The organism is Peptacetobacter hiranonis (genome assembly GCF_008151785.1).
GTDB classification, from domain to species: domain Bacteria; phylum Bacillota; class Clostridia; order Peptostreptococcales; family Peptostreptococcaceae; genus Peptacetobacter; species Peptacetobacter hiranonis.
The window spans coordinates 372,894-392,804 of record NZ_CP036523.1 but is presented as its reverse complement, the minus strand read 5'-3'; the positions used below and the strand labels follow the sequence as shown (position 1 = coordinate 392,804).

13 protein-coding genes, 1 tRNA gene and 2 rRNA genes are annotated in these 19,911 nt (G+C 34.5%); 2 read left to right on the top strand and 14 right to left on the bottom strand.

Features of this window, described 5'->3' with window-relative positions; translation table 11 throughout:
* Positions 1 to 16 precede the first annotated feature (16 nt).
* From KGNDJEFE_RS02180 to KGNDJEFE_RS02130, 11 genes are all read right to left on the bottom strand, one after another.
* Positions 17 to 2,918 (bottom strand): 23S ribosomal RNA (locus KGNDJEFE_RS02180).
* Positions 2,919 to 3,022: 104 nt separating this feature from the next.
* Positions 3,023 to 3,098: transfer RNA gene (locus tag KGNDJEFE_RS02175), tRNA-Ala, on the bottom strand.
* Positions 3,099 to 3,150: 52 nt separating this feature from the next.
* A 16S ribosomal RNA gene (locus tag KGNDJEFE_RS02170) occupies positions 3,151 to 4,653 on the bottom strand.
* Together the 16S and 23S rRNA genes with 1 tRNA gene alongside form the textbook arrangement of a ribosomal RNA operon.
* A 310-nt stretch (positions 4,654 to 4,963) precedes the next feature.
* Positions 4,964 to 5,548: a precorrin-2 dehydrogenase/sirohydrochlorin ferrochelatase family protein gene (locus KGNDJEFE_RS02165; protein WP_040410183.1), complete on the bottom strand. Its 585-nt coding sequence runs from the start codon at positions 5,546 to 5,548 to the stop codon at positions 4,964 to 4,966.
* Positions 5,549 to 5,601: 53 nt separating this feature from the next.
* Positions 5,602 to 6,372, bottom strand: coding sequence for an arginase family protein (locus tag KGNDJEFE_RS02160; protein WP_006439028.1), 771 nt, complete (start codon positions 6,370 to 6,372; stop codon positions 5,602 to 5,604).
* Positions 6,373 to 6,514: 142 nt separating this feature from the next.
* Positions 6,515 to 7,588, bottom strand: a complete 1,074-nt coding sequence (locus tag KGNDJEFE_RS02155) for a TRAP transporter substrate-binding protein (protein WP_006439027.1) — start codon at positions 7,586 to 7,588, stop codon at positions 6,515 to 6,517.
* 11 nt (positions 7,589 to 7,599) lie between these two features.
* Complete coding sequence (locus KGNDJEFE_RS02150) at positions 7,600 to 8,889, bottom strand: TRAP transporter large permease (RefSeq protein ID WP_006439026.1); 1,290 nt, start codon at positions 8,887 to 8,889, stop codon at positions 7,600 to 7,602.
* A gap of 9 nt (positions 8,890 to 8,898) precedes the next feature.
* Entirely contained in the window at positions 8,899 to 9,393 is a 495-nt protein-coding gene (locus tag KGNDJEFE_RS02145; RefSeq protein ID WP_040410182.1) for a TRAP transporter small permease, read from the bottom strand.
* Positions 9,394 to 9,605: 212 nt separating this feature from the next.
* Positions 9,606 to 10,367 carry a type I 3-dehydroquinate dehydratase gene (gene aroD / locus KGNDJEFE_RS02140; RefSeq protein ID WP_040410181.1) on the bottom strand — a complete coding sequence of 254 codons (762 nt, stop codon included), beginning with the start codon at positions 10,365 to 10,367 and terminating at the stop codon, positions 9,606 to 9,608.
* Between the two features lie 152 nt (positions 10,368 to 10,519).
* The gene (locus KGNDJEFE_RS02135; protein WP_006439023.1) at positions 10,520 to 11,731 is read right to left on the bottom strand and encodes an MFS transporter; all 1,212 of its coding nucleotides are present in this window, start codon (positions 11,729 to 11,731) and stop codon (positions 10,520 to 10,522) included.
* 89 nt (positions 11,732 to 11,820) lie between these two features.
* Entirely contained in the window at positions 11,821 to 12,696 is an 876-nt protein-coding gene (locus KGNDJEFE_RS02130) for a shikimate dehydrogenase (RefSeq protein WP_006439022.1), read from the bottom strand.
* 306 nt (positions 12,697 to 13,002) lie between these two features.
* Between KGNDJEFE_RS02130 and KGNDJEFE_RS02125 the strand changes: the two genes are divergently transcribed.
* Positions 13,003 to 13,887: a LysR family transcriptional regulator gene (locus KGNDJEFE_RS02125; RefSeq protein ID WP_006439021.1), complete on the top strand. Its 885-nt coding sequence runs from the start codon at positions 13,003 to 13,005 to the stop codon at positions 13,885 to 13,887.
* A gap of 335 nt (positions 13,888 to 14,222) precedes the next feature.
* A complete protein-coding gene (locus KGNDJEFE_RS02120; RefSeq protein WP_006439020.1) occupies positions 14,223 to 16,217 on the top strand; it encodes an oxidoreductase in 1,995 nt (664 codons plus the stop codon).
* A gap of 490 nt (positions 16,218 to 16,707) precedes the next feature.
* Here the strand turns inward: KGNDJEFE_RS02120 and KGNDJEFE_RS02115 are convergent, their stop codons facing one another.
* The 3 genes from KGNDJEFE_RS02115 to KGNDJEFE_RS02105 are packed head-to-tail and all read right to left on the bottom strand — an operon-like array spanning position 16,708 to position 19,904.
* Positions 16,708 to 17,373 (bottom strand): MAE_28990/MAE_18760 family HEPN-like nuclease, encoded by a 666-nt coding sequence (locus tag KGNDJEFE_RS02115; protein WP_006439019.1) that lies wholly within the window; start codon positions 17,371 to 17,373, stop codon positions 16,708 to 16,710.
* On the bottom strand, positions 17,363 to 18,472 hold the full coding sequence (locus KGNDJEFE_RS02110; RefSeq protein ID WP_040410180.1) for a DUF262 domain-containing protein: 1,110 nt from the start codon (positions 18,470 to 18,472) through the stop codon (positions 17,363 to 17,365). Before KGNDJEFE_RS02110 ends, KGNDJEFE_RS02115 begins: the two co-directional genes overlap by 11 nt.
* Positions 18,438 to 19,904, bottom strand: coding sequence for an Eco57I restriction-modification methylase domain-containing protein (locus tag KGNDJEFE_RS02105; RefSeq protein ID WP_006439017.1), 1,467 nt, complete (start codon positions 19,902 to 19,904; stop codon positions 18,438 to 18,440). The genes KGNDJEFE_RS02110 and KGNDJEFE_RS02105 overlap by 35 nt, the downstream gene beginning before the upstream one ends.
* Positions 19,905 to 19,911: the final 7 nt, after the last annotated feature.

The window sequence follows — 19,911 nt, the reverse complement described above, 5'->3', positions numbered from 1 at the left end:
ATTACCAAATATTTACTTGGTCAAGTCCTCGACCTATTAGTATCGGTAAGCTGCATACATTACTGCACTTCCACCTCCGACCTATCAACCACGTAGTCTTCATGGGGTCTTACTTCCGAAGAATGGGAAATCTTATCTTAAGGCTGGCTTCGCGCTTAGATGCTTTCAGCGCTTATCCGTTCCGTACATAGCTACCCAGCCATGCCTCTGGCGAGACAACTGGTACACCAGCGGTACGTCCACCCCGGTCCTCTCGTACTAAGGGCAGATCCTCTCAAATTTCCTACGCCTGCGACGGATAGGGACCGAACTGTCTCACGACGTTCTGAACCCAGCTCGCGTACCACTTTAATGGGCGAACAGCCCAACCCTTGGGACCTACTACAGCCCCAGGATGTGATGAGCCGACATCGAGGTGCCAAACCTCCCCGTCGATGTGGACTCTTGGGGGAGATAAGCCTGTTATCCCCAGGGTAGCTTTTATCCGTTGAGCGATGGCCCTTCCACTCAGAACCACCGGATCACTAAGTCCGACTTTCGTCCTTGCTCGACCTGTATGTCTTGCAATCAAGCTCTCTTATGCCTTTACACTCTGTGCACGATTTCCGACCGTGCTGAGAGAACCTTTGAGCGCCTCCGTTACCTTTTGGGAGGCGACCGCCCCAGTCAAACTGCCCGCCTGACAGTGTCCCAAGACCTGATTCAAGGCCTCTGGTTAGAGTCCCAGTACTACAGGGGTGGTATCCCAACGGTGGCTCATCCAAAACTGGCGTCCTGGAATCAAAGCCTCCCACCTATGCTGTACATGTAGTACCAAGACCCAATGCCAAGCTACAGTAAAGCTCCATGGGGTCTTTCCGTCCTGTCGCAGGTATCCGGCATCTTCACCGGAATTACAATTTCACCGAGTCTGTTGTTGAGACAGTGCCCAAATCGTTACGCCTTTCGTGCGGGTCGGAACTTACCCGACAAGGAATTTCGCTACCTTAGGACCGTTATAGTTACGGCCGCCGTTTACTGGGGCTTAAGTTCACTGCTTCGATTGCTCTAACAGATCCCCTTAACCTTCCAGCACCGGGCAGGCGTCAGCTCCTATACATCGTCTTGCGACTTAGCAGAAACCTATGTTTTTGGTAAACAGTCGCTTGGGCCTATTCTCTGCGGCCATCTTTCGATGGCACCCCTTATCCCTAAGTTACGGGGTCATTTTGCCGAGTTCCTTAACAACAGTTCTCTCGCTGGCCTTAGGATACTCTCCTCACCCACCTGTGTCGGTTTGCGGTACGGGCGCCTTTAAACTCGATAGAGACTTTTCTCGACAGTGTGAATGCAGATGCTTCGCTACTAAATTTCGCTCCCCGTCACACCCCAGCATTATATCCGTGGATTTGCCTCCGGATACTGCCTCAGTGCTTGGACGTGCATAACCAACAGCACGCTCATCCTGTCCTACTGTGTCATCCCATTTCTCAAACGCTTATTGGCGGTACAGGAATTTCAACCTGTTGTCCATCACCTACGCCTTTCGGCCTCGGCTTAGGTCCCGACTAACCCAGGGAGGACGAACCTTCCCCTGGAAACCTTGGGTTTACGGCCTGTGGGATTCTCACCCACATCTCGCTACTCATGCCAACATTCTCACTTCTTTACAGTCCACATGTCCTTACGGTCATGCTTCTGCCCAGTAAAGAAAGCTCCCCTACCCATCATAAATGATGCCGTGGCTTCGGTAGTAGGTTTTAGCCCCGGAAATCTTCGGCGCAGGATCACTCGACCAGTGAGCTATTACGCACTCTTTGAATGAGTGGCTGCTTCTAAGCCAACATCCTGGTTGTCTGTGCAATCCCACATCCTTTACCACTTAACCTACATTTGGGGACCTTAGCCGACGGTCTGGGCTGTTGCCCTCTCGACCGTGAATCTTATCACCCACGGTCTGACTCCCAGATAAAAGATGACGGCATTCGGAGTTTGATAGTCTTCGGTAGGTGCAATACCCCCTAGGACATTCAGTGCTCTACCTCCGTATCTCTGAATCTGAGGCTAGCCCTAAAGCTATTTCGGGGAGAACCAGCTATCTCCGGGTTCGATTGGAATTTCACCGCTATCCACAAGTCATCCCCGAGCTTTTCAACGCTCGTGGGTTCGGTCCTCCACGAAATTTTACTTTCGCTTCAACCTGCTCATGGATAGGTCACCCGGTTTCGGGTCTACGTCATGCAACTAAACGCTCAGTTAAAACTCGCTTTCGCTGCGGCTGCATACTTGAAGTACTTAACCTTGCTGCATAACGTAACTCGTTGGCCCGTTCTACAAAAAGTACGCGGTCACACAAGAAATGTGCTTCCACAGTTTGTAAGTACAGGGTTTCAGGTTCTATTTCACTCCCCTCCCGGGGTTCTTTTCACCTTTCCCTCACGGTACTATGCGCTATCGGTCACCGGGTAGTATTTAGCCTTGGAGGGTGGTCCCTCCTGCTTCCCACGGGGTTTCACGTGTCCCGTGGTACTCTGGATCATATCGGAAGTCTTCTCACTTCGACTACAGGGCTGTTACCTTCTATGGCGGAGCTTTCCAAAACTCTTCGTCTGTAATAACCTCTTCCTGATGATATGTCCGCAACCCCTAAGAAGCGAACTTCTTAGGTTTGGGCTGTTCCGCGTTCGCTCGCCGCTACTAGCGGAATCGAATTTCTTTCTCTTCCTTCGGGTACTTAGATGTTTCAGTTCCCCGAGTTCCCCTCAACGAGCTATGTATTCACTCGAAGATACCATGACATTACTCATGGTGAGTTTCCTCATTCGGAAATCTATGGATCAAAGTTTACGTGCAACTCCCCATAGCTTATCGCAGCTTATCACGTCCTTCATCGGCTCCCGGTGCCAAGGCATCCGCCCTGCACCCTTAATAACTTGACCAGTTACAGTTTGATATTTTTTTATAAGGTTATCATCCTTATTTATCACATTAAGGAAATAAATGATGTCATATCATAATACATATGTAGTTTTCAAAGTACAAATGGTGGAGATGAGGAGATTCGAACTCCTGACCCCTTGCTTGCAAGGCAAGTGCTCTCCCAACTGAGCTACACCCCCATATTAAGTTTGTATAAGCTTTCAAAACTAAACAGCAGATAATTCTCCCTAGAAAGGAGGTGATCCAGCCGCACCTTCCGATACGGCTACCTTGTTACGACTTCACCCCAGTTATTGATTCCACCTTCGACGACTTCTCCCAAAAGGTTAGATAGTCGGCTTCGGGTGTCTCCAACTCCCATGGTGTGACGGGCGGTGTGTACAAGACCCGGGAACGCATTCACCGCAGCATTCTGATCTGCGATTACTAGTAACTCCAGCTTCATGTAGGCGAGTTTCAGCCTACAATCCGAACTGAGAATGGCTTTAAGGGATTTGCTCCACCTCACGGCTTGGCTGCCCTCTGTACCACCCATTGTAGCACGTGTGTAGCCCTAGGCATAAGGGGCATGATGATTTGACGTCATCCCCACCTTCCTCCAGGTTATCCCTGGCAGTCTCTCTAGAGTGCCCAACTTAATGATGGCAACTAAAGACAAGGGTTGCGCTCGTTGCGGGACTTAACCCAACATCTCACGACACGAGCTGACGACAACCATGCACCACCTGTCACTTCTGTCCCCGGAGGGAAAGAGGAGATTAGTCCTCGGTCAGAAGGATGTCAAGCCTAGGTAAGGTTCTTCGCGTTGCTTCGAATTAAACCACATGCTCCGCTACTTGTGCGGGTCCCCGTCAATTCCTTTGAGTTTCACACTTGCGTGCGTACTCCCCAGGCGGAGTACTTAATGCGTTAGCTGCGGCACCGAAGGGGGTAACCTCCGACACCTAGTACTCATCGTTTACAGCGTGGACTACCAGGGTATCTAATCCTGTTTGCTCCCCACGCTTTCGTGCCTCAGCGTCAGTTACAGTCCAGAAAGCCGCCTTCGCTACTGGTGTTCCTCCCAATATCTACGCATTTCACCGCTACACTGGGAATTCCGCTTTCCTCTCCTGCACTCAAGTCAGACAGTATCAGGAGCTTACTACGGTTGAGCCGTAGCCTTTAACTCCTGACTTGAAAGACCGCCTACGCACCCTTTACGCCCAGTAAATCCGGATAACGCTAGCCCCCTACGTATTACCGCGGCTGCTGGCACGTAGTTAGCCGGGGCTTCCTCCTCAAGTACCGTCATTATCTTCCTTGAGGACAGAGCTTTACGACCCGAAGGCCTTCATCGCTCACGCGGCGTTGCTGCATCAGGCTTGCGCCCATTGTGCAATATTCCCCACTGCTGCCTCCCGTAGGAGTTTGGACCGTGTCTCAGTTCCAATGTGGCCGATCACCCTCTCAGGTCGGCTACTGATCGTCGCCTTGGTGGGCCGTTACCCCGCCAACAAGCTAATCAGACGCGGGTCCATCCTGTACCGAAAAATCTTTGATATAAAAGTCATGCGACTCTTATATATTATCCCGTATTAGCATACCTTTCGGTATGTTATCCGTGTGTACAGGGCAGGTTACCCACGCGTTACTCACCCGTCCGCCGCTCTTCTCCGAAGAGAATCGCTCGACTTGCATGTGTTAGGCACGCCGCCAGCGTTCATCCTGAGCCAGGATCAAACTCTCAAAATAAAATTCTCCGAATTTTATATCGCCAACGAATCTTTCGCTAATACTCAAAATTCCGTTGCTCAAAATAAAATCAGTTTGTTATATCCGCTCAGATGTTATCTCAAAATATCTGGCATGGTTTGTATGGCGTTCGAACTATTTGTTCGAACTAAATATATCTGCTGTTCAGTTTTCAAAGTTCATTTAAAACTTTCGTTTTATTTTTTATTTTCTTGCCCTCTCTCAAGGACAAGTATTATAATATCAGCTTTCACACTTTACGTCAACACTTTTTTAAAAACTTTTTTTAATTTTTTCATCAACAAGTAATTTATATATTTTTTTCGATTTCTTTTAATTCTTCTATATCTAGTTTTACCAACGCTTTTAGCACTTCTTTTCTTTCTGTTTTATCTTCATATTTTTTTATAATTTTTTCTCTCAGTTCCCCCAATAAATCTACATACTCAGCAAAAGACTCATCATAAATTTCTTCTAAATCTCTTCTAATTTTTGCAGATAAAGCTGGAATTTTTCCTCCAGTAGATATTCCTATCAATAAATCTCCTCTTTTCACATAAGAAGAAACAGTAAAATCAGATAAATCTCTGCTATCTACTACATTTATCAATTTAGACTTTTTTCTACATATACAAGCAATCTCCTCATTAACCTCTTTATCATCTGTAGCTGCAACAACAATATCAAACTTATCTATATATTCCTCTTTAAAAATATCATTTATCAAATCAACCTTATTTCCAAGTTCCAAAAATCTACTATCAAATTCTGGTGCTAAAACAGTAACACTTTTTCCAAAGTCTAAAAAATTCATACACTTTCTTAAAGCTACATTTCCGCCACCAACTATTATTATTTCCATATTATCTAAATTTAAATTTACTGGATAAAACAATACATTCACCTCTTTTCAAAATTTCCCCTAAAATTATACAATCAAAACCTCATCTAGCCAATAACTTTAGTCAAAATATCATAAAGCAACTTATTAGTTTTTTTATTAATTGCCCTATCTTCTATAAACTCCGGTATTGGCTCATATGGATTCCGTTCACCACAAACATCTGCTCCTATAATATCATTATCTATCAAAAATCTCTTTAATATTCTCTCTAACAAATCTATAGACATCTTTCCCTGATTCCAATTAGTCCTAGCATAATAGTTGCTCAAAACATCCTTATCTATAGAAACATAAAGTGGAACATCATCTTTTACGCACTCTAATTTTTCCTCCGCCTTATGCCTTTCTAAATCCCTAAGACTTATACACACTAGCTTTTCAAATTTATCCTTTGCCAATCCTTCTATTTCATCTATATTCTTTTGGCTTGGACCTATCAAAATCAACTGCTCTAAATTATCATTTTTCTCTAATACTTCTCTCGCCCAATCCCCACAACTCGTAAAACTATGGAGCATCGGAACCTGCATATCATTATGATAATCAAAAAGAACAAGAGAAAACTTACAATCCAACTTTTCTACAAAAAACTCTGTCATATAATGATAATTCCCAGAATCAATAAAATGTACTCCTTTTGGACTGTATTCTTCTAATCTTCTTTTTATTTCATCAGCTGCATCATCTGTACAATACATATTTGTTCCAGATATATCAGAACAATCTATCCAATCCGTATCTTCTAAACAATTAGCAACCTTTTTAGAATACGTATTACTAAAATTTAAAACCAAATTTCTATCCTTATACTTCATTATCTATTCATCCCTTTCAAAAGCTAGTCCCCACTAGCAAAAAAAGAGGGCATAATTAATTAGCCCTCTCCCCTATATCAACTTATTATATATCAACTAAACTACTTTGTCTAATTTTAAAATAAAACCTATTAAACGTAATCTAGTTATACTTTTCAATTTCTGCTCTAAGTGTATCTATCAAATCACTTCCAAGATTATTTTCAATATCAGTCCAAACAAACTCACTTGCCTTTTTCATATCATCAACTGTTTTCTTATCAAGATTTATAATCTCGGTACCACTTTCTTTTATAACCTCAAGCCTATCATCAAGCTGATTATCTGTAGTATTTCTCGCCCATATCTTAGACTCCTCAGCCGCCTCATAAACAATTTTTTTCTCCTCTTCAGTAAGAGAATCCATAACCTTAGACGAAGCAATACAAGTAACAGGATGTATAAAATGATTAGTATTTACAAGATAATCCTGTTGCTCATAAAATCTTGGAACAATTATAGCCTCAAGGGGATTTTCCTGAGCATCTATAGTTCCTTGCTGAAGTCCTATATACACCTCAGAATAAGACATCGGTGTAGGATTTGCACCCAAAGCTTTCCAAAATTTTATATGATATGGATTTTCCATAGTTCTTATCTTTAATCCCTTAAAATCACTCAACTTCTCTATTCTCTTATTAGAAGTAGTCTCCCTAAATCCTTGATCTGCAATCCCAAGAAGCTCGACCCCCTTCTCACTATAATACTTCTTCAACTTTTCAAAAAGCTCTCCATCAAGAACCTTTCTAGCAATCTCAATATTATCAAATGCCATAGGAGCATCTAACACAGCTGCTTCGGGAATAAAAGAAACCTGTGGTGAAGTTGCCTGAAAAACAAAACTTATATTTCCTCCTTGGCAAGCCTCAAAAATTTCACTATCTCCTCCGACCTGTGAATCGCTATATGTCTCTACCTTTATCTTTCCACCAGATTTCTCCTCTACTCTCTTTGCAAAATCTCTCATAAACTTTGCTGTAACAGTATCTGCACCAGAATCACAAGCTGCATAAAGAGTAATATTCTCTCCAGTTCTAGCAGATTTTTCCCTTCTCTCTGCAGTATCCAACGAAGAACACCCTACCATAGAAAAGGCTAAAACAGATAAAACTCCCAAAGATATTAACTTTTTAAACTTTTTAGCAAATAAATTCGTCTTTCTGTTCAAAAATTTCACCTCCTAGAAACCTATAGCAGAGCCAAACTCAGCTGAGGTATGAATGTTATCAATACTAGCACCACCAAGAATGCAATTATAAATGGAATTGCACTCTTTATAATCTCTTCCATCTTTATATTTGTTATTGTACTCGCAACAAATAAATTTACACCAAGTGGAGGAGTTACAAATCCTATCGCCAAGTTGACAACCATCATAATACCAAAGTGAATTGGATCCATTCCGTAGCTCTGTACTATTGGTAAAAGTATCGGTGTCAAAATTAAAATCGCAGGTGTAGTATCCATAATCATACCTACAAATAATAAAAGTAAATTTATCAAAATTAAAAGAACAAACTTACTAGACACAGAACCTGTAATCATATCTGTCATCATTTCAGGTACCTTTAAGAAAATCAATACCCTAGAAAAAGCAGTCGCAGCTGCTATTATAAATAATATAGTAGAATAAGTTTTCACTGACTCCACTAAAACATCCCAAACATCTTTAATTTTAAGCGTTTTATACACACAAACAGAAAGTATAAGTGCATAAAACACAGATATAACTGCCGCCTCTGTTGGAGAAGCTATCCCACTATATATAGAACCAAGAACAATTATAGGACATACTAAAGCTAGAAAACTATCCTTAACTAAATTTAAAAATCCCATAGCTTTAAGACTATCTCTATACTCGTTTAATTTTTCCTTATCTTCACCATATTTCTTACAGTACATCCAAGAATAAACCATAAGTGCAAATCCTATAAGTAGCCCCGGAATTATACCTGCCTTAAACAAATCAGACACAGATGAACCTGATGCCTGCCCATAGAAAATAAACGGAATAGAGGGTGGAATTATAACACCTATCCCTCCAGCAACTGCAACAAGCGCTGTGCTGAATTCCTTCTTATAACCCGCTCTTGCCAATATTGGAATTGTCATAGCTCCTACTGCTGCAGTAGTTGCAGGGCCAGAGCCTGAAATAGCTCCATAAAACAAACAAGTACAAATAACTGCTATAGGTAATCCTGCTGTCTTATCTGATACAAAATATGCAAAGAAATCAAACAATTTCTCAGAAATCTTTCCTCTAGCCATAATATTTCCCGACAATATAAACATCGGTACCGCTAAAATAGGTAAACTATTAACTCCATTTATCATAGATCTTATAATATACTGTGCATCTGCCGGAAACCAAGGATTCGCTAAATTAGGCAATATACTAATTGAACCAAGTACTGCACCAACCGGTAGCCCAGCAATTAGCAAAAGTACAAATAAAAACATTAAAACTCCTACTGCCATAATAACCTCCTAAAAATCCGACTTTATTCTTTCATCTTTATTCTTTAAACATAATACAATTTTTTCAATTACCCTAACTATAGCTAAGCCAGAACCTACAACTACAGATAAATAGACTATATACATCGGTAATCCTAAAGCTGGACTTCTCTGCCCACTTAAAAATGAGTTTTTAACAACTAAAAATCCAAAAATAAACACCAAAGCAAAAAATAAAACCATTAAGACTCTATCTATCATTAATACGATATTTTTAAATTTTGCTGGTAAATAATCTATGAACTGTACAACTTTTAATGATGTTCCTTTATTTATACAATAAGGTACGCCTAAAAAAGCTGACCATATAAATAAATATCTGACTAACTCCTCAGACCATGTTAGTGAATTTTGGAATACATATCTAGCTATAATTTGAACCCCCAACACTAAGGTCATACTTATTAAAAGTAAAACCAGCAAAACCTCTTCAAATCTATCCGGTATTATCTTTTTCACCGCCATATCTCCTTTCAAACTTAAACAAACTACAATTTTCATTTATTTTCGCATTTTAAATTGTTAAATAAATGACTTTTTAAAACATTATAATCCCATTCAAAAATTTTTATTAATTACGCCCTTTCAAATGTATTAATTTATATCCTTCAATTTAATTCAATAAATCAATAGCACTTGAAAAGGGCGTATTCACTACAATTATATATTTTTAAGTATTATAAACTAGCGTGTACTATATTTAAAACAGTTTTTAAATCTTCAACATTTATCTGTCCTGGAGCAGATACTTTACCTACAGCTCCGAAAGTAAGTGCTGATCCAAATGCCTCTCCACTTAATCTACTTATAGCTCCTGTTCCTGCCATTGACATTGTTATTATAGGTCTATCAGCGTAGTTAGTGTACATTTCTTCAGTTGCTGCAAGAAGAGTTATCACATCTTTTTTATTCTGAGGCATAACCGCTATCTTAGGCACATCTACTCCTAATTCCTGCATTTTTCTTAATCTACCTACTATATCGTCTTTTTCTGGAGTTTTGTCGAAATCGTGGTTTGATCCAACTACTTTTACTCCATTTTCATGAGCTGCTTCTACAACAGCTTTAACATATTCATCTCCTGTAAATGCTTCAACATCAACTGCATCTACTAATCCAGTTTTTGCAGCATTTATATTTAATTCAACATATTTATCTGCTTCTATTGCCTTTTCTCCACCTTCTTTTGAAGTTCTGAAAGTGAATAATATTGGAGTTTCTCCTAAAGTTTCTCTAAGTTCTTTTAAAACTTCTTCTGTTTTTCCAAAGTCAAATATATCATCAAACCAGTCAACCCTGAACTCTACTATATCTGCTCCAACTTCATTTATTTTTTTAGCTGAATCTATTATTTCTTCTTTTGTCTTTCCTACTATCGGCACACATACTTTAGGAGTCCCTTCTCCTAATACTATGTTTCTTATTTTACAAGTATTCATACTTTCCTCCATAAATCTAACTCTATTTTTATTTTAATAACCTTATTTCCTTTTATTTATACGATATACTCTAACTATATTAATTTAAAATATATCCTACCATTTCTATGTTTGTCTATGTTTTCTTTTCTACTATTTTATACTTTATTATACTAATTTTCTCTAGCTGCTTCTTCTAATTTAGAAAATCTCATATTTACTAGAAGTGCAAGTAAAACACCTATAGCTGTTATAACTATGTTCATCATCATAACTGCTTCTGGTCCACTTGTTGCACCTATTTTACCAGCAGCTGTTAATATAGTATAGTTTGATAATGATGAAGCTATCATTATTATACTTGTTATTGTTCCTTTTATTTTAGGGAATAAATCATTTACTGTAGCTGTTGCAAGTTGTAAAACACCACCTGCTGCTGAATAACCTATAACAAATGATCCTATCATACATATTGCTGGAGTTTTTATCATTAATACCGCCACTAACATCGCTAAAGATATTAATGGGTATAAGAATAAGAATCTAACTTCTTTTATTTTGTTTACAAGTATTGAAGTAAGTATTATCGCAACTATTGTACCTGCTGAGTACCATACCTGCATCTGTCCAGCATCCCGCATTCCCGCCACTTCTGTCCCAAAAGTCTGAGCACAGTTTAACCATAACTGGAATGTAGCTGTACATGTAAATCCTATAGCTATTAAAGCTAAACTTTCTTTTGTAAATTTAGTGTGTTTTATATTTTCCATAAGACCAGGAGCTTTTTCCCCTTTTTCAACCTTAGTTTCTGGAAGCTTTATTCTAGTAACTAATAAACCTATCACTACTAAAGCAACTGCACAACCTATCATAAATGTTGAGTAAGATATATTGTTTGTTGCAAATAATCCAAGAGTTATTGGTAATAATAACTGAGCTGCTGATATGAATAATTTTGTAAGCATTGTAGCAAGTCCTGATTTTGGAGCAAGTATTTCAACACATGCTGGTATTACCCCTGTATCAAGGAATGAGTTTGCTACCCCACCTAATATAGCTACTATATAAGCAACCTGAACATTTGGTGAAAATGCTAATCCTATAAAGAATATTGCATAAGATGCTACACCTATAAGAGAACATATTCTTCTTCCTAATTTATCTGATATCGGTCCTGAGAATGGAAGTGTTATAAGTCTTCCAAGGCCTAATGCTGCAGCTATCATAGTAACTGAATCTACTGATGAATTCCACTGCATAGCTAATGATTCTTTTATAACCTGCTGTCCTAATATACTACAACCTATACCATGTATAAAGTAGTTAAGATACAGTATAAATACACTTGAGTATAATTTCTTTTCCTGTGTCTGAGTATTTTCCATATTTAAATCCGTCCATTTCCTAATATTTTTTGAATCTACCCTTTTTTAGTTTTATATCTATTCCTAGTTTTTATATTTATTTCTATTTTTTATTCGTATTTTATACCTAAAGTTTCTTTCATATATTCTATTGGCATTGGCTGTCCAGTCCATAATTCAAATGCTGCTGATCCCTGGAATAACATCATTCCTAAACCATTCATTGTTTTGCATCCAACTTCTTTAGCCATTCTTAACATTTCTGTTTCTCTTGGGAAATAAACAACATCTGTAACTATTAAATCTTTTCTAAAGAATGATTTATCTGGTATATAAGTCTGTCCTTCAAGTGGTTTCATTCCCATTCCTGTTGCATTTGCAAATAGATAACTATCTTCTATTTCTTCTTTTAATTTATCTAAGTCTGCTAAATCATATAATGTAGCTTTACAATTTGTTTTTGTGTTTATTTTTTCTACAGTTTTTTCTGCATTTGACCAAAATTCATCTTTTCTATTGAATATAGATATTTCTGCTACACCATCAAGTGCTGCCTGTATTTCTATTGCTGTTGCAGCTCCACCTGCACCAACTATTGTCATTTTTTTACCTATAACATCTATATCATTATCTTTTAATGACTGCATATATCCTATACCATCTGTTATATGTCCTGTTAATTTACCGTTATCGTTTACTATTGTATTTACTGCTCCACACATTTCTGCAGCTGGTGATAATTCATCTAAATATTTATGAACTACAGTTTTGTTAGGCATTGAAACATTTGATCCTCTCATCTTTAATGCTCTAAGACCTGTTATAGCATCTTCTAAAGTATCGTTATCTACTTCAAATGCTAAGTATGCATAGTCTAAACCTAATTTTGCAAAAGCTTCATTCTGCATTGCTGGTGAACTTGAATGTCTTATTGGGTAAGCCATTAACCCTATTAATTCTGTGTATCCTGTTATTCTTTCTGCCATTTTATTTTCCTCCAAATTTTATAAAGTATATTTAAGTTTTAGTCTGTTCTATCACAGACACTTTATTTAATATTTATCAAACAACCTCTTTACCCATATTATATATACGCTCTATTAATAATTCCAATATATCTTTTAACCATTTTTGATAGTATTAAACTATCAATTATGTTATAATTAAATTATTATTAATATGATTAAATACTTAAATCCGATTAGTACTGTATTTTTTCAATCTTTTTAGTTTTAAAAATAACAATTTTTAAAAAAATCGTTATCAATACATTTTTTATTAAGGAGGGCAAAATGACATTAAATCAGCTTTTATATTTTCAGACAGTAGCAAGATTAGAACATTTTAGAAAGGCTGCTGAAGAATTAAATATTTCTCAGCCAAGTCTTAGTCATTCAATGGCGTCTTTAGAGGATGAACTCGGAGTAAAATTATTTCAAAGAAATGGAAGAAATGTCACACTTACAAAATACGGAAAGATTTTTTTAGAAAAAGTAGATTCTATATTATTTGAAATTCATCTAGCAGAAAAACAAATGAAGCGGCTTTCTGGTAATAAGGGTCATATAGATATCGCATATGTTGCTCCTCTTTCTTATATATATATTCCTAAACTAATTAGAAATTTCTTGGAAGAGGATGAAAATAAAGAAGTTACTTTTAGTTTCCACCAATGTCTAACTAAAGATATATTATCTGGAATAATGAAAGATAAATACGATGCTGGATTCTGTGCTTTTGTTGAAGACTATCAAGATAATATCGAATTTACTCCTCTTATAAAACAAGAGATGGTTCTTATAACATCTATTGATCACGAACTATCAACAAAAGATACAGTAGAATTAAAAGAGATAGAAAAATATCCATTCATAGGATATGACAAGACATCTGCACTTGGTAATTATACTAGATATATTTTAAAGAACAAATCTATACACCCTGATATAATATATGAATGTCCAGACGAAAACTCAATTGCTTCATTAGTAGCTGAGGATTTTGGAATAGCTATCGTAGCAGATATAGATTCACTTGAAAACTACAATATAAAAAAATTAAGAATAAATGGAGAAAATTTATATCATACAGTACATCTAGCATACAAAAAAGATAGTTTCCAACCAAAATCACTTAAAAACTTCATAAAATTTGTAAATACTTTTGAGCTTGAATAAAATCAAGCTCTTTTTATTTGCACATTTATATTTAAACTTTTTAATTTTATCAAAACTACTCCCCTAATCACATACAAAATATAGTCTGTTAATTTTTTAAAAATAAAATCGTTTCATTGATAGTTTTATACTATCAATTTTGAGTTTAATTAGTATTAGATTTATCATTATACCCGTTATATAATTGTCATAAAGAATTAATCATTAGTTTTTAGACATTATAATAATTTTCAAAATAGAAATTTTTTCAAAAACAACCTCTAGAGAATTTGAACACTTTTTAACAACAACTTATAAATTAAAAATTTACACAGATTATTAAAGGAGAATAAAAAATGTACAATCATATTTTTGAGCCGCTTACTATAAGAAGAATGACAATGAAAAACAGAGTTATGATGACTCCAATGGGAACAAACTACGCAGGACAGAACGGAGAAATAAACGAAAAACATATAAAATACTACGAACAGAGAGCAAAAGGTGGAACTGGTCTTATAATGGTTGAAAATGCAAGTGTTTCATCACCAGAAGGATCAAATGGAACTACTCAGTTAAGAATAGACCACGATAGCTATATCCCAGGTCTTTACAATCTTACAGAAACAGTACATAAATATGGAACTTGCATAGGTATTCAGATAAATCATGCTGGAGCATCTGCAATGTCTTCAAGAACAGGAATGCAGCCAGTATCAGCATCTAACATACCATCAAAAGACGGTGGAGAAATTCCTAGACCACTAGAAGTTGAAGAAATATACGACATAGTAAAAAAATACGGAGAAGCAGCAAAAAGAGCTCAGATAGCTGGATTTGATGCAGTTGAAATACACGCAGGACATTCATATCTTTTATGTCAGTTCCTTTCACCAGTATACAATAAAAGAACTGATGAATTTGGTGGATGTCCAGAAAACAGAGCAAGATTTGCTAAATTAGTTTTAGAAGAAGTTAGAAAACAGGTTGGACCATTCTTCCCTATATTCTTAAGATTTAGTGCAGAAGATTTTGTTGAAGGTGGAAATACTTTAGAAGATACTCTTGAACTTCTTGAATATTTCCAGGAAGAAGCAGACGTATTAGACGTATCAGCTGCTCTTAATGCATCACTTCAGTATCAGATAGATGCAAACTACATGAAAGATGGATGGAGATCTTATATGGCTAAGGCTGTTAAAGAAAAATTTGGTAAACCTTGCGTTACAACAGGTAATATAAGAAACCCAGAAGTTGCTGAAAAAATATTAGCAGATGGAGATGCAGATATAATAGGTATGGGACGTGGACTTATAGCAGATCCTGAATGGGTAAACAAGGTTGAAGCTGGTAAATTAGATTGCTTAAGAAAATGTATATCTTGTAATATAGGTTGTGCAGGACATCGTATAGGACTTAATAAACCAATAAGATGTACTATAAATCCATCAGTTATAAACGGTGAAGAATACAAGAATAAAAAAGTAGAAAAAGCTTGTAATGTAGTAGTTGTAGGTGGTGGTACAGCAGGACTTGAAGCAGCTTGTACTGCAGCAGAATTAGGATGCACAACATTCTTATTAGAAAAAAATGACCATTTAGGTGGATTATCTGCTTTAATATCTCAGATACCAGATAAAAATAGATTAGGTGATTTCCCTAAATATTTAATAAATAGAGCTAAAAAATTACATAACTTATTCATATTTACATCAAATAATGGAAATCCAGAATTTATAAAAGGACTAAATCCAGATTTAATAGTTAATGCTACAGGTTCAGCTCCTCTTCTTCCACCAATAAAAGGACTTCACGACAATATAGATAAAGAAGGCGGAAAAGTTTCTTCAATAGTAAATATGATAAACAATATAGACTCATATCCATCTGATTTAACTGGCAAAAAAGTTGCCGTAATCGGTGGTGGAGCTGTTGGTCTTGATGTTGTTGAATTCTTCGCACCAAGAGGCGCAGAAGTTAGCATAATAGAAATGATGCCATCAATCGGTGCAGGAATAGACCCAATAACAAAAGTTGATATAAACACATTAATGAATAAATACGGTGTAAACCAGATGCCTAACACAGCACTTAAAGAAGTATTTGCAGATCACTTCCACGTTGAAACAAAAGAAGGTCCTAAAGATTTATACTTTGACTACGGATTTATCTGCTTAGGAATGAAAGCTCAGACTCCAGTATTAGCAGGACTTCATGAAGCTTTTGATAAAGAAGGTGTTGAAATAATAAACATTGGGGATAGTATGCGTGCTAGAAGAATAATAGAAGGTACTTCTGAAGGTAGAGATCAGGTAATACTTGCCCTTACTAAAAAAGGTTTCTTAAAATAGATAGCAATACACTCTAAAATATATATGACCTCTAGGTAAAAGCTTCTTACCTAGAGGTCAGAAAACTAAAAAAGTTTACCATATTAAAATCCTTATATATAAACTAAAAAAAGGAAAAAAGCTACGAGTTTTCTATACTACTCGTAGCTTTTTTCTTGTTTGTTATTTTACCTATTAATAAGAATTTACTACTATACTAAAATTATAAATATATTTGCAATAATTACTTACTTCCATGCATTATATGCAGTTTTTTAACTTTATCCTCTTTAATGTATAGTTTTACTATTTAATAATAGTAATAATTATCTTTCCAAAGTATTTTGATATAAATTTACAAAATCTTATAAATAAATCTATTATATGTATTAATAAGTTAACAAAATGTATACTCATTATATATCTAAATATATAATAAACTCTATAACTTATATAAATTATAGAGTTTACTAATATAAGTTTACCTAAGTTATATAATACTTAATATTCTTTACTTTGATTTATATTTTTCATTTATAGCATAGTTTTTTATGTCTTCTCCAAAATCATTAATAAGATTAGTTATAATATCATGAAGCTCTATATACTCATTTATATTAGAAATTCCTTCTAGTTGTTCTATTCTTTCTCCATGTGCAATTTTATTTCTATTTCCTAAAAGCCTTTGATCTATTATAGCATTTTTTAACCTATATTTTGAAGAATCTACACCTATTAAAGCCATAATTTCATCTAATATTTTTGAGTTTAAATTACTCTTAGTATTTATAACGTTGTTACATGGGATATTAGATTTTTCATCTTTTTTAGAGTAAATATCTTCAATCAATTTATTATGAATTGTAGCTTTATTTGTCTCTTCAAATTTATCCAAAGAGGTTTTCATTGTAATTGCTAAAAAATTATTTTTTAATTCACTATATTTAAGCTTTAAACTAGATACATAGATAAGGTAATACTCTGATATATTTTTTATTGCGCCTTCCCAATGTGCATATAATAATGTAATTCCTGCTCTTATAGCTCTACTTTGTTCACTACGCTCTTTTGTGTTAGACATTTGTACATCTGATTTTATTGATGTTAATTCTTTTTTTCTCCAAGCTAAATCTTTATCTATTTTATCTTGTAAGTCTTCTAAATTTTTAATTTTCATAATTAAAAAATTCTTCCCCTAATTTTGTTAATTCTTTAAATCTTGGAACTGATCTAGAGCCTCTTATTGTATTATTTTTATACACATCTGTACTATAAAATTCCTTTATTTTTTCTTCTACTTCTTTATCAGAAATTTCCCTATAAATTACATCTATATTCCTAAATATTCCTGTAGCTATACCTTGAAAAGCCGATACTAAAAATGGTCCTTTATATTTTCCATCTGAATACTTTTTAAATGCATCTTCTCCTAGTATTCTATTTAATAATTCAAAAGTATTATTAAACCTTTCTTCTATTCTATCATATTCTTCTCTACTAATTTTATCCATGAGATTTAAAGTTTCTTTATCTAATAATTCTTTTAAATCTCCATATTCAGATGCTTTTTCTAATTCCATACTATCAGCGATTAACAATCTTAATAATAATTCTAATTTAAATTGTTCATCTTCTTTTCTATCACTTATAACAACACAATCATTAAAATCTTTATTTTTAACTAGTTTATTTACAAATTCATAAAAACTTTTATTTGTCATAATCATCAAACAGTTCCTTACTTCCTGATCGGATAGTTTTGAACCTCCTGTATTTAGTCTCTGGAATAGTTCATACTTTGTATTTGGATCACTTTCTTTTTTTACTATAATAATATCAATTCTTGCTCTTTTAAAAGCTAGTTTTTGTTCTTTTGTAAATGATTTTTCTATATTTTCATTTTCCCATTTCATCCCTTCAAATGATGGTAAATAATCAGTTTTTTTCAAAACTAAAGGTTCAACTAACTTCCCTTCTTCATTTTTAAAAACTCCTACAAACTGAAAAATAGTAGATAATCTCTGTACTCCATCAATAATATCCCATACACCATCATCATTTTGACTTACAAAAATAGATGGTATAGGTATATTTAACATTATAGATTCAATTAATTTTGTCTTCTGCGTTTCACTCCATCTAAATACTCTCTGAAATTCTGGGTGTATATCCATTTCTTCATCTTTATATAAATTTATTAGTTCTCCAATAGACATTTGATATGCATCCCTAAATATTTTGCTAGAACGTTCTACAATTTCCTCTTGTAATCCCATTTTTCTCCATCCTCCATTCACTTATATCAAAATTTTTTATATCATTAGCAGTTATTCTTAATGATGTACCACTTATACTTATACCTATTTTTTTTACATACTCAAAAAAACTTTCGCTTTCTAAAATTTCTTTAGCTTGTTTTAGTGTCATATCCGATTTAGGAATAATATAAATACCAGAATATGGAATAGTATTTTCATCAAGTTCATAAACTTTAACTTTATTTGTAACAATAAATGACAATAGTAATTTCTTTTGATTTAAATTTTCTAATGCCTGTGTTCTTCCATATTCAAACCATTCACTTGATTTATCTGAATTTCTTTTTTCTAATTTATTTTTATATTCATATAGATAATTTGCAATGCCAGGGTATAATTTTTCGAATGATTTCTTATCAAATCTTTTCAGACCATTGACCGTATATTCATAAGGAAATATTATTAATTCTTTATTATTTTTACTTAACGTTCTTGGGCTAGCAGCTTTTTTTATTAATTTTTTTTCTAATTTATTGTTATCTACTAAAATAAATTTATCATCTTCATCATATTTCTTAATAACAAATGCTTCATTCAATAAAGTTGCTACACTTGCTGACGCTAAAAAATAATCTGAAAACAAAACTTTATTCAATTTTTTACTATTATTTTTTTCAAATATCCATTTATCTCCAAGAGAACTTTTGCTTATTAATAATTTTCTATTTTTTTTAATATCGTAATACTCTATTTTTTGACATATATTTTCTTTATTTTCGCAAACAACTATTGCAGACGATGTAAGTACATTTTTAAAAATTTTTTTAGTTGTATAGTCAATTATTTTTATTATTTTAGATTTAATCATACTTCTCAAATCATTTGCAAATACATTTTTAAATATATTTGTTGGAATTAGATATACCAATTTTCCTTTTTTATTTAAATATTCTAAACTTAATTCTATAAATGGATAACAATAATCGAATTTTCCTTTTTTGCACGAATTAAAATTTTCTCTAATAAATATTCTATTTTCTTTACTTATATCTGCATAAGATATGTATGGTGGATTTCCAACAATATAATCAAATTTTTTATTTATCTTTAAATCTAAAAAATTCCCTTTTATTATATTCCATTTTACATTGTATATTTCAAATGATTGAGCTAAACTTTCCAAGTTTTCTATACATTTTTTATAATTTAACTCGTCAATCTCTACACCTATAAAATCATTTTCTAAGCCCATTTTAATTTTATCTAAACTTACATTATTTTTTTTACAATCTAAAATATATCTGTATACCGCTAAACATAGAATATTTCCTTGACCACATGAATTTTCTAAAAATGTTTTACCATATAAATTTTTTATATACCCTGCTTCATCTAACATATTTTCTGCGATATCTTTTGGTGTAAATACCTTACACTTATTGTTAATCATGAATAAC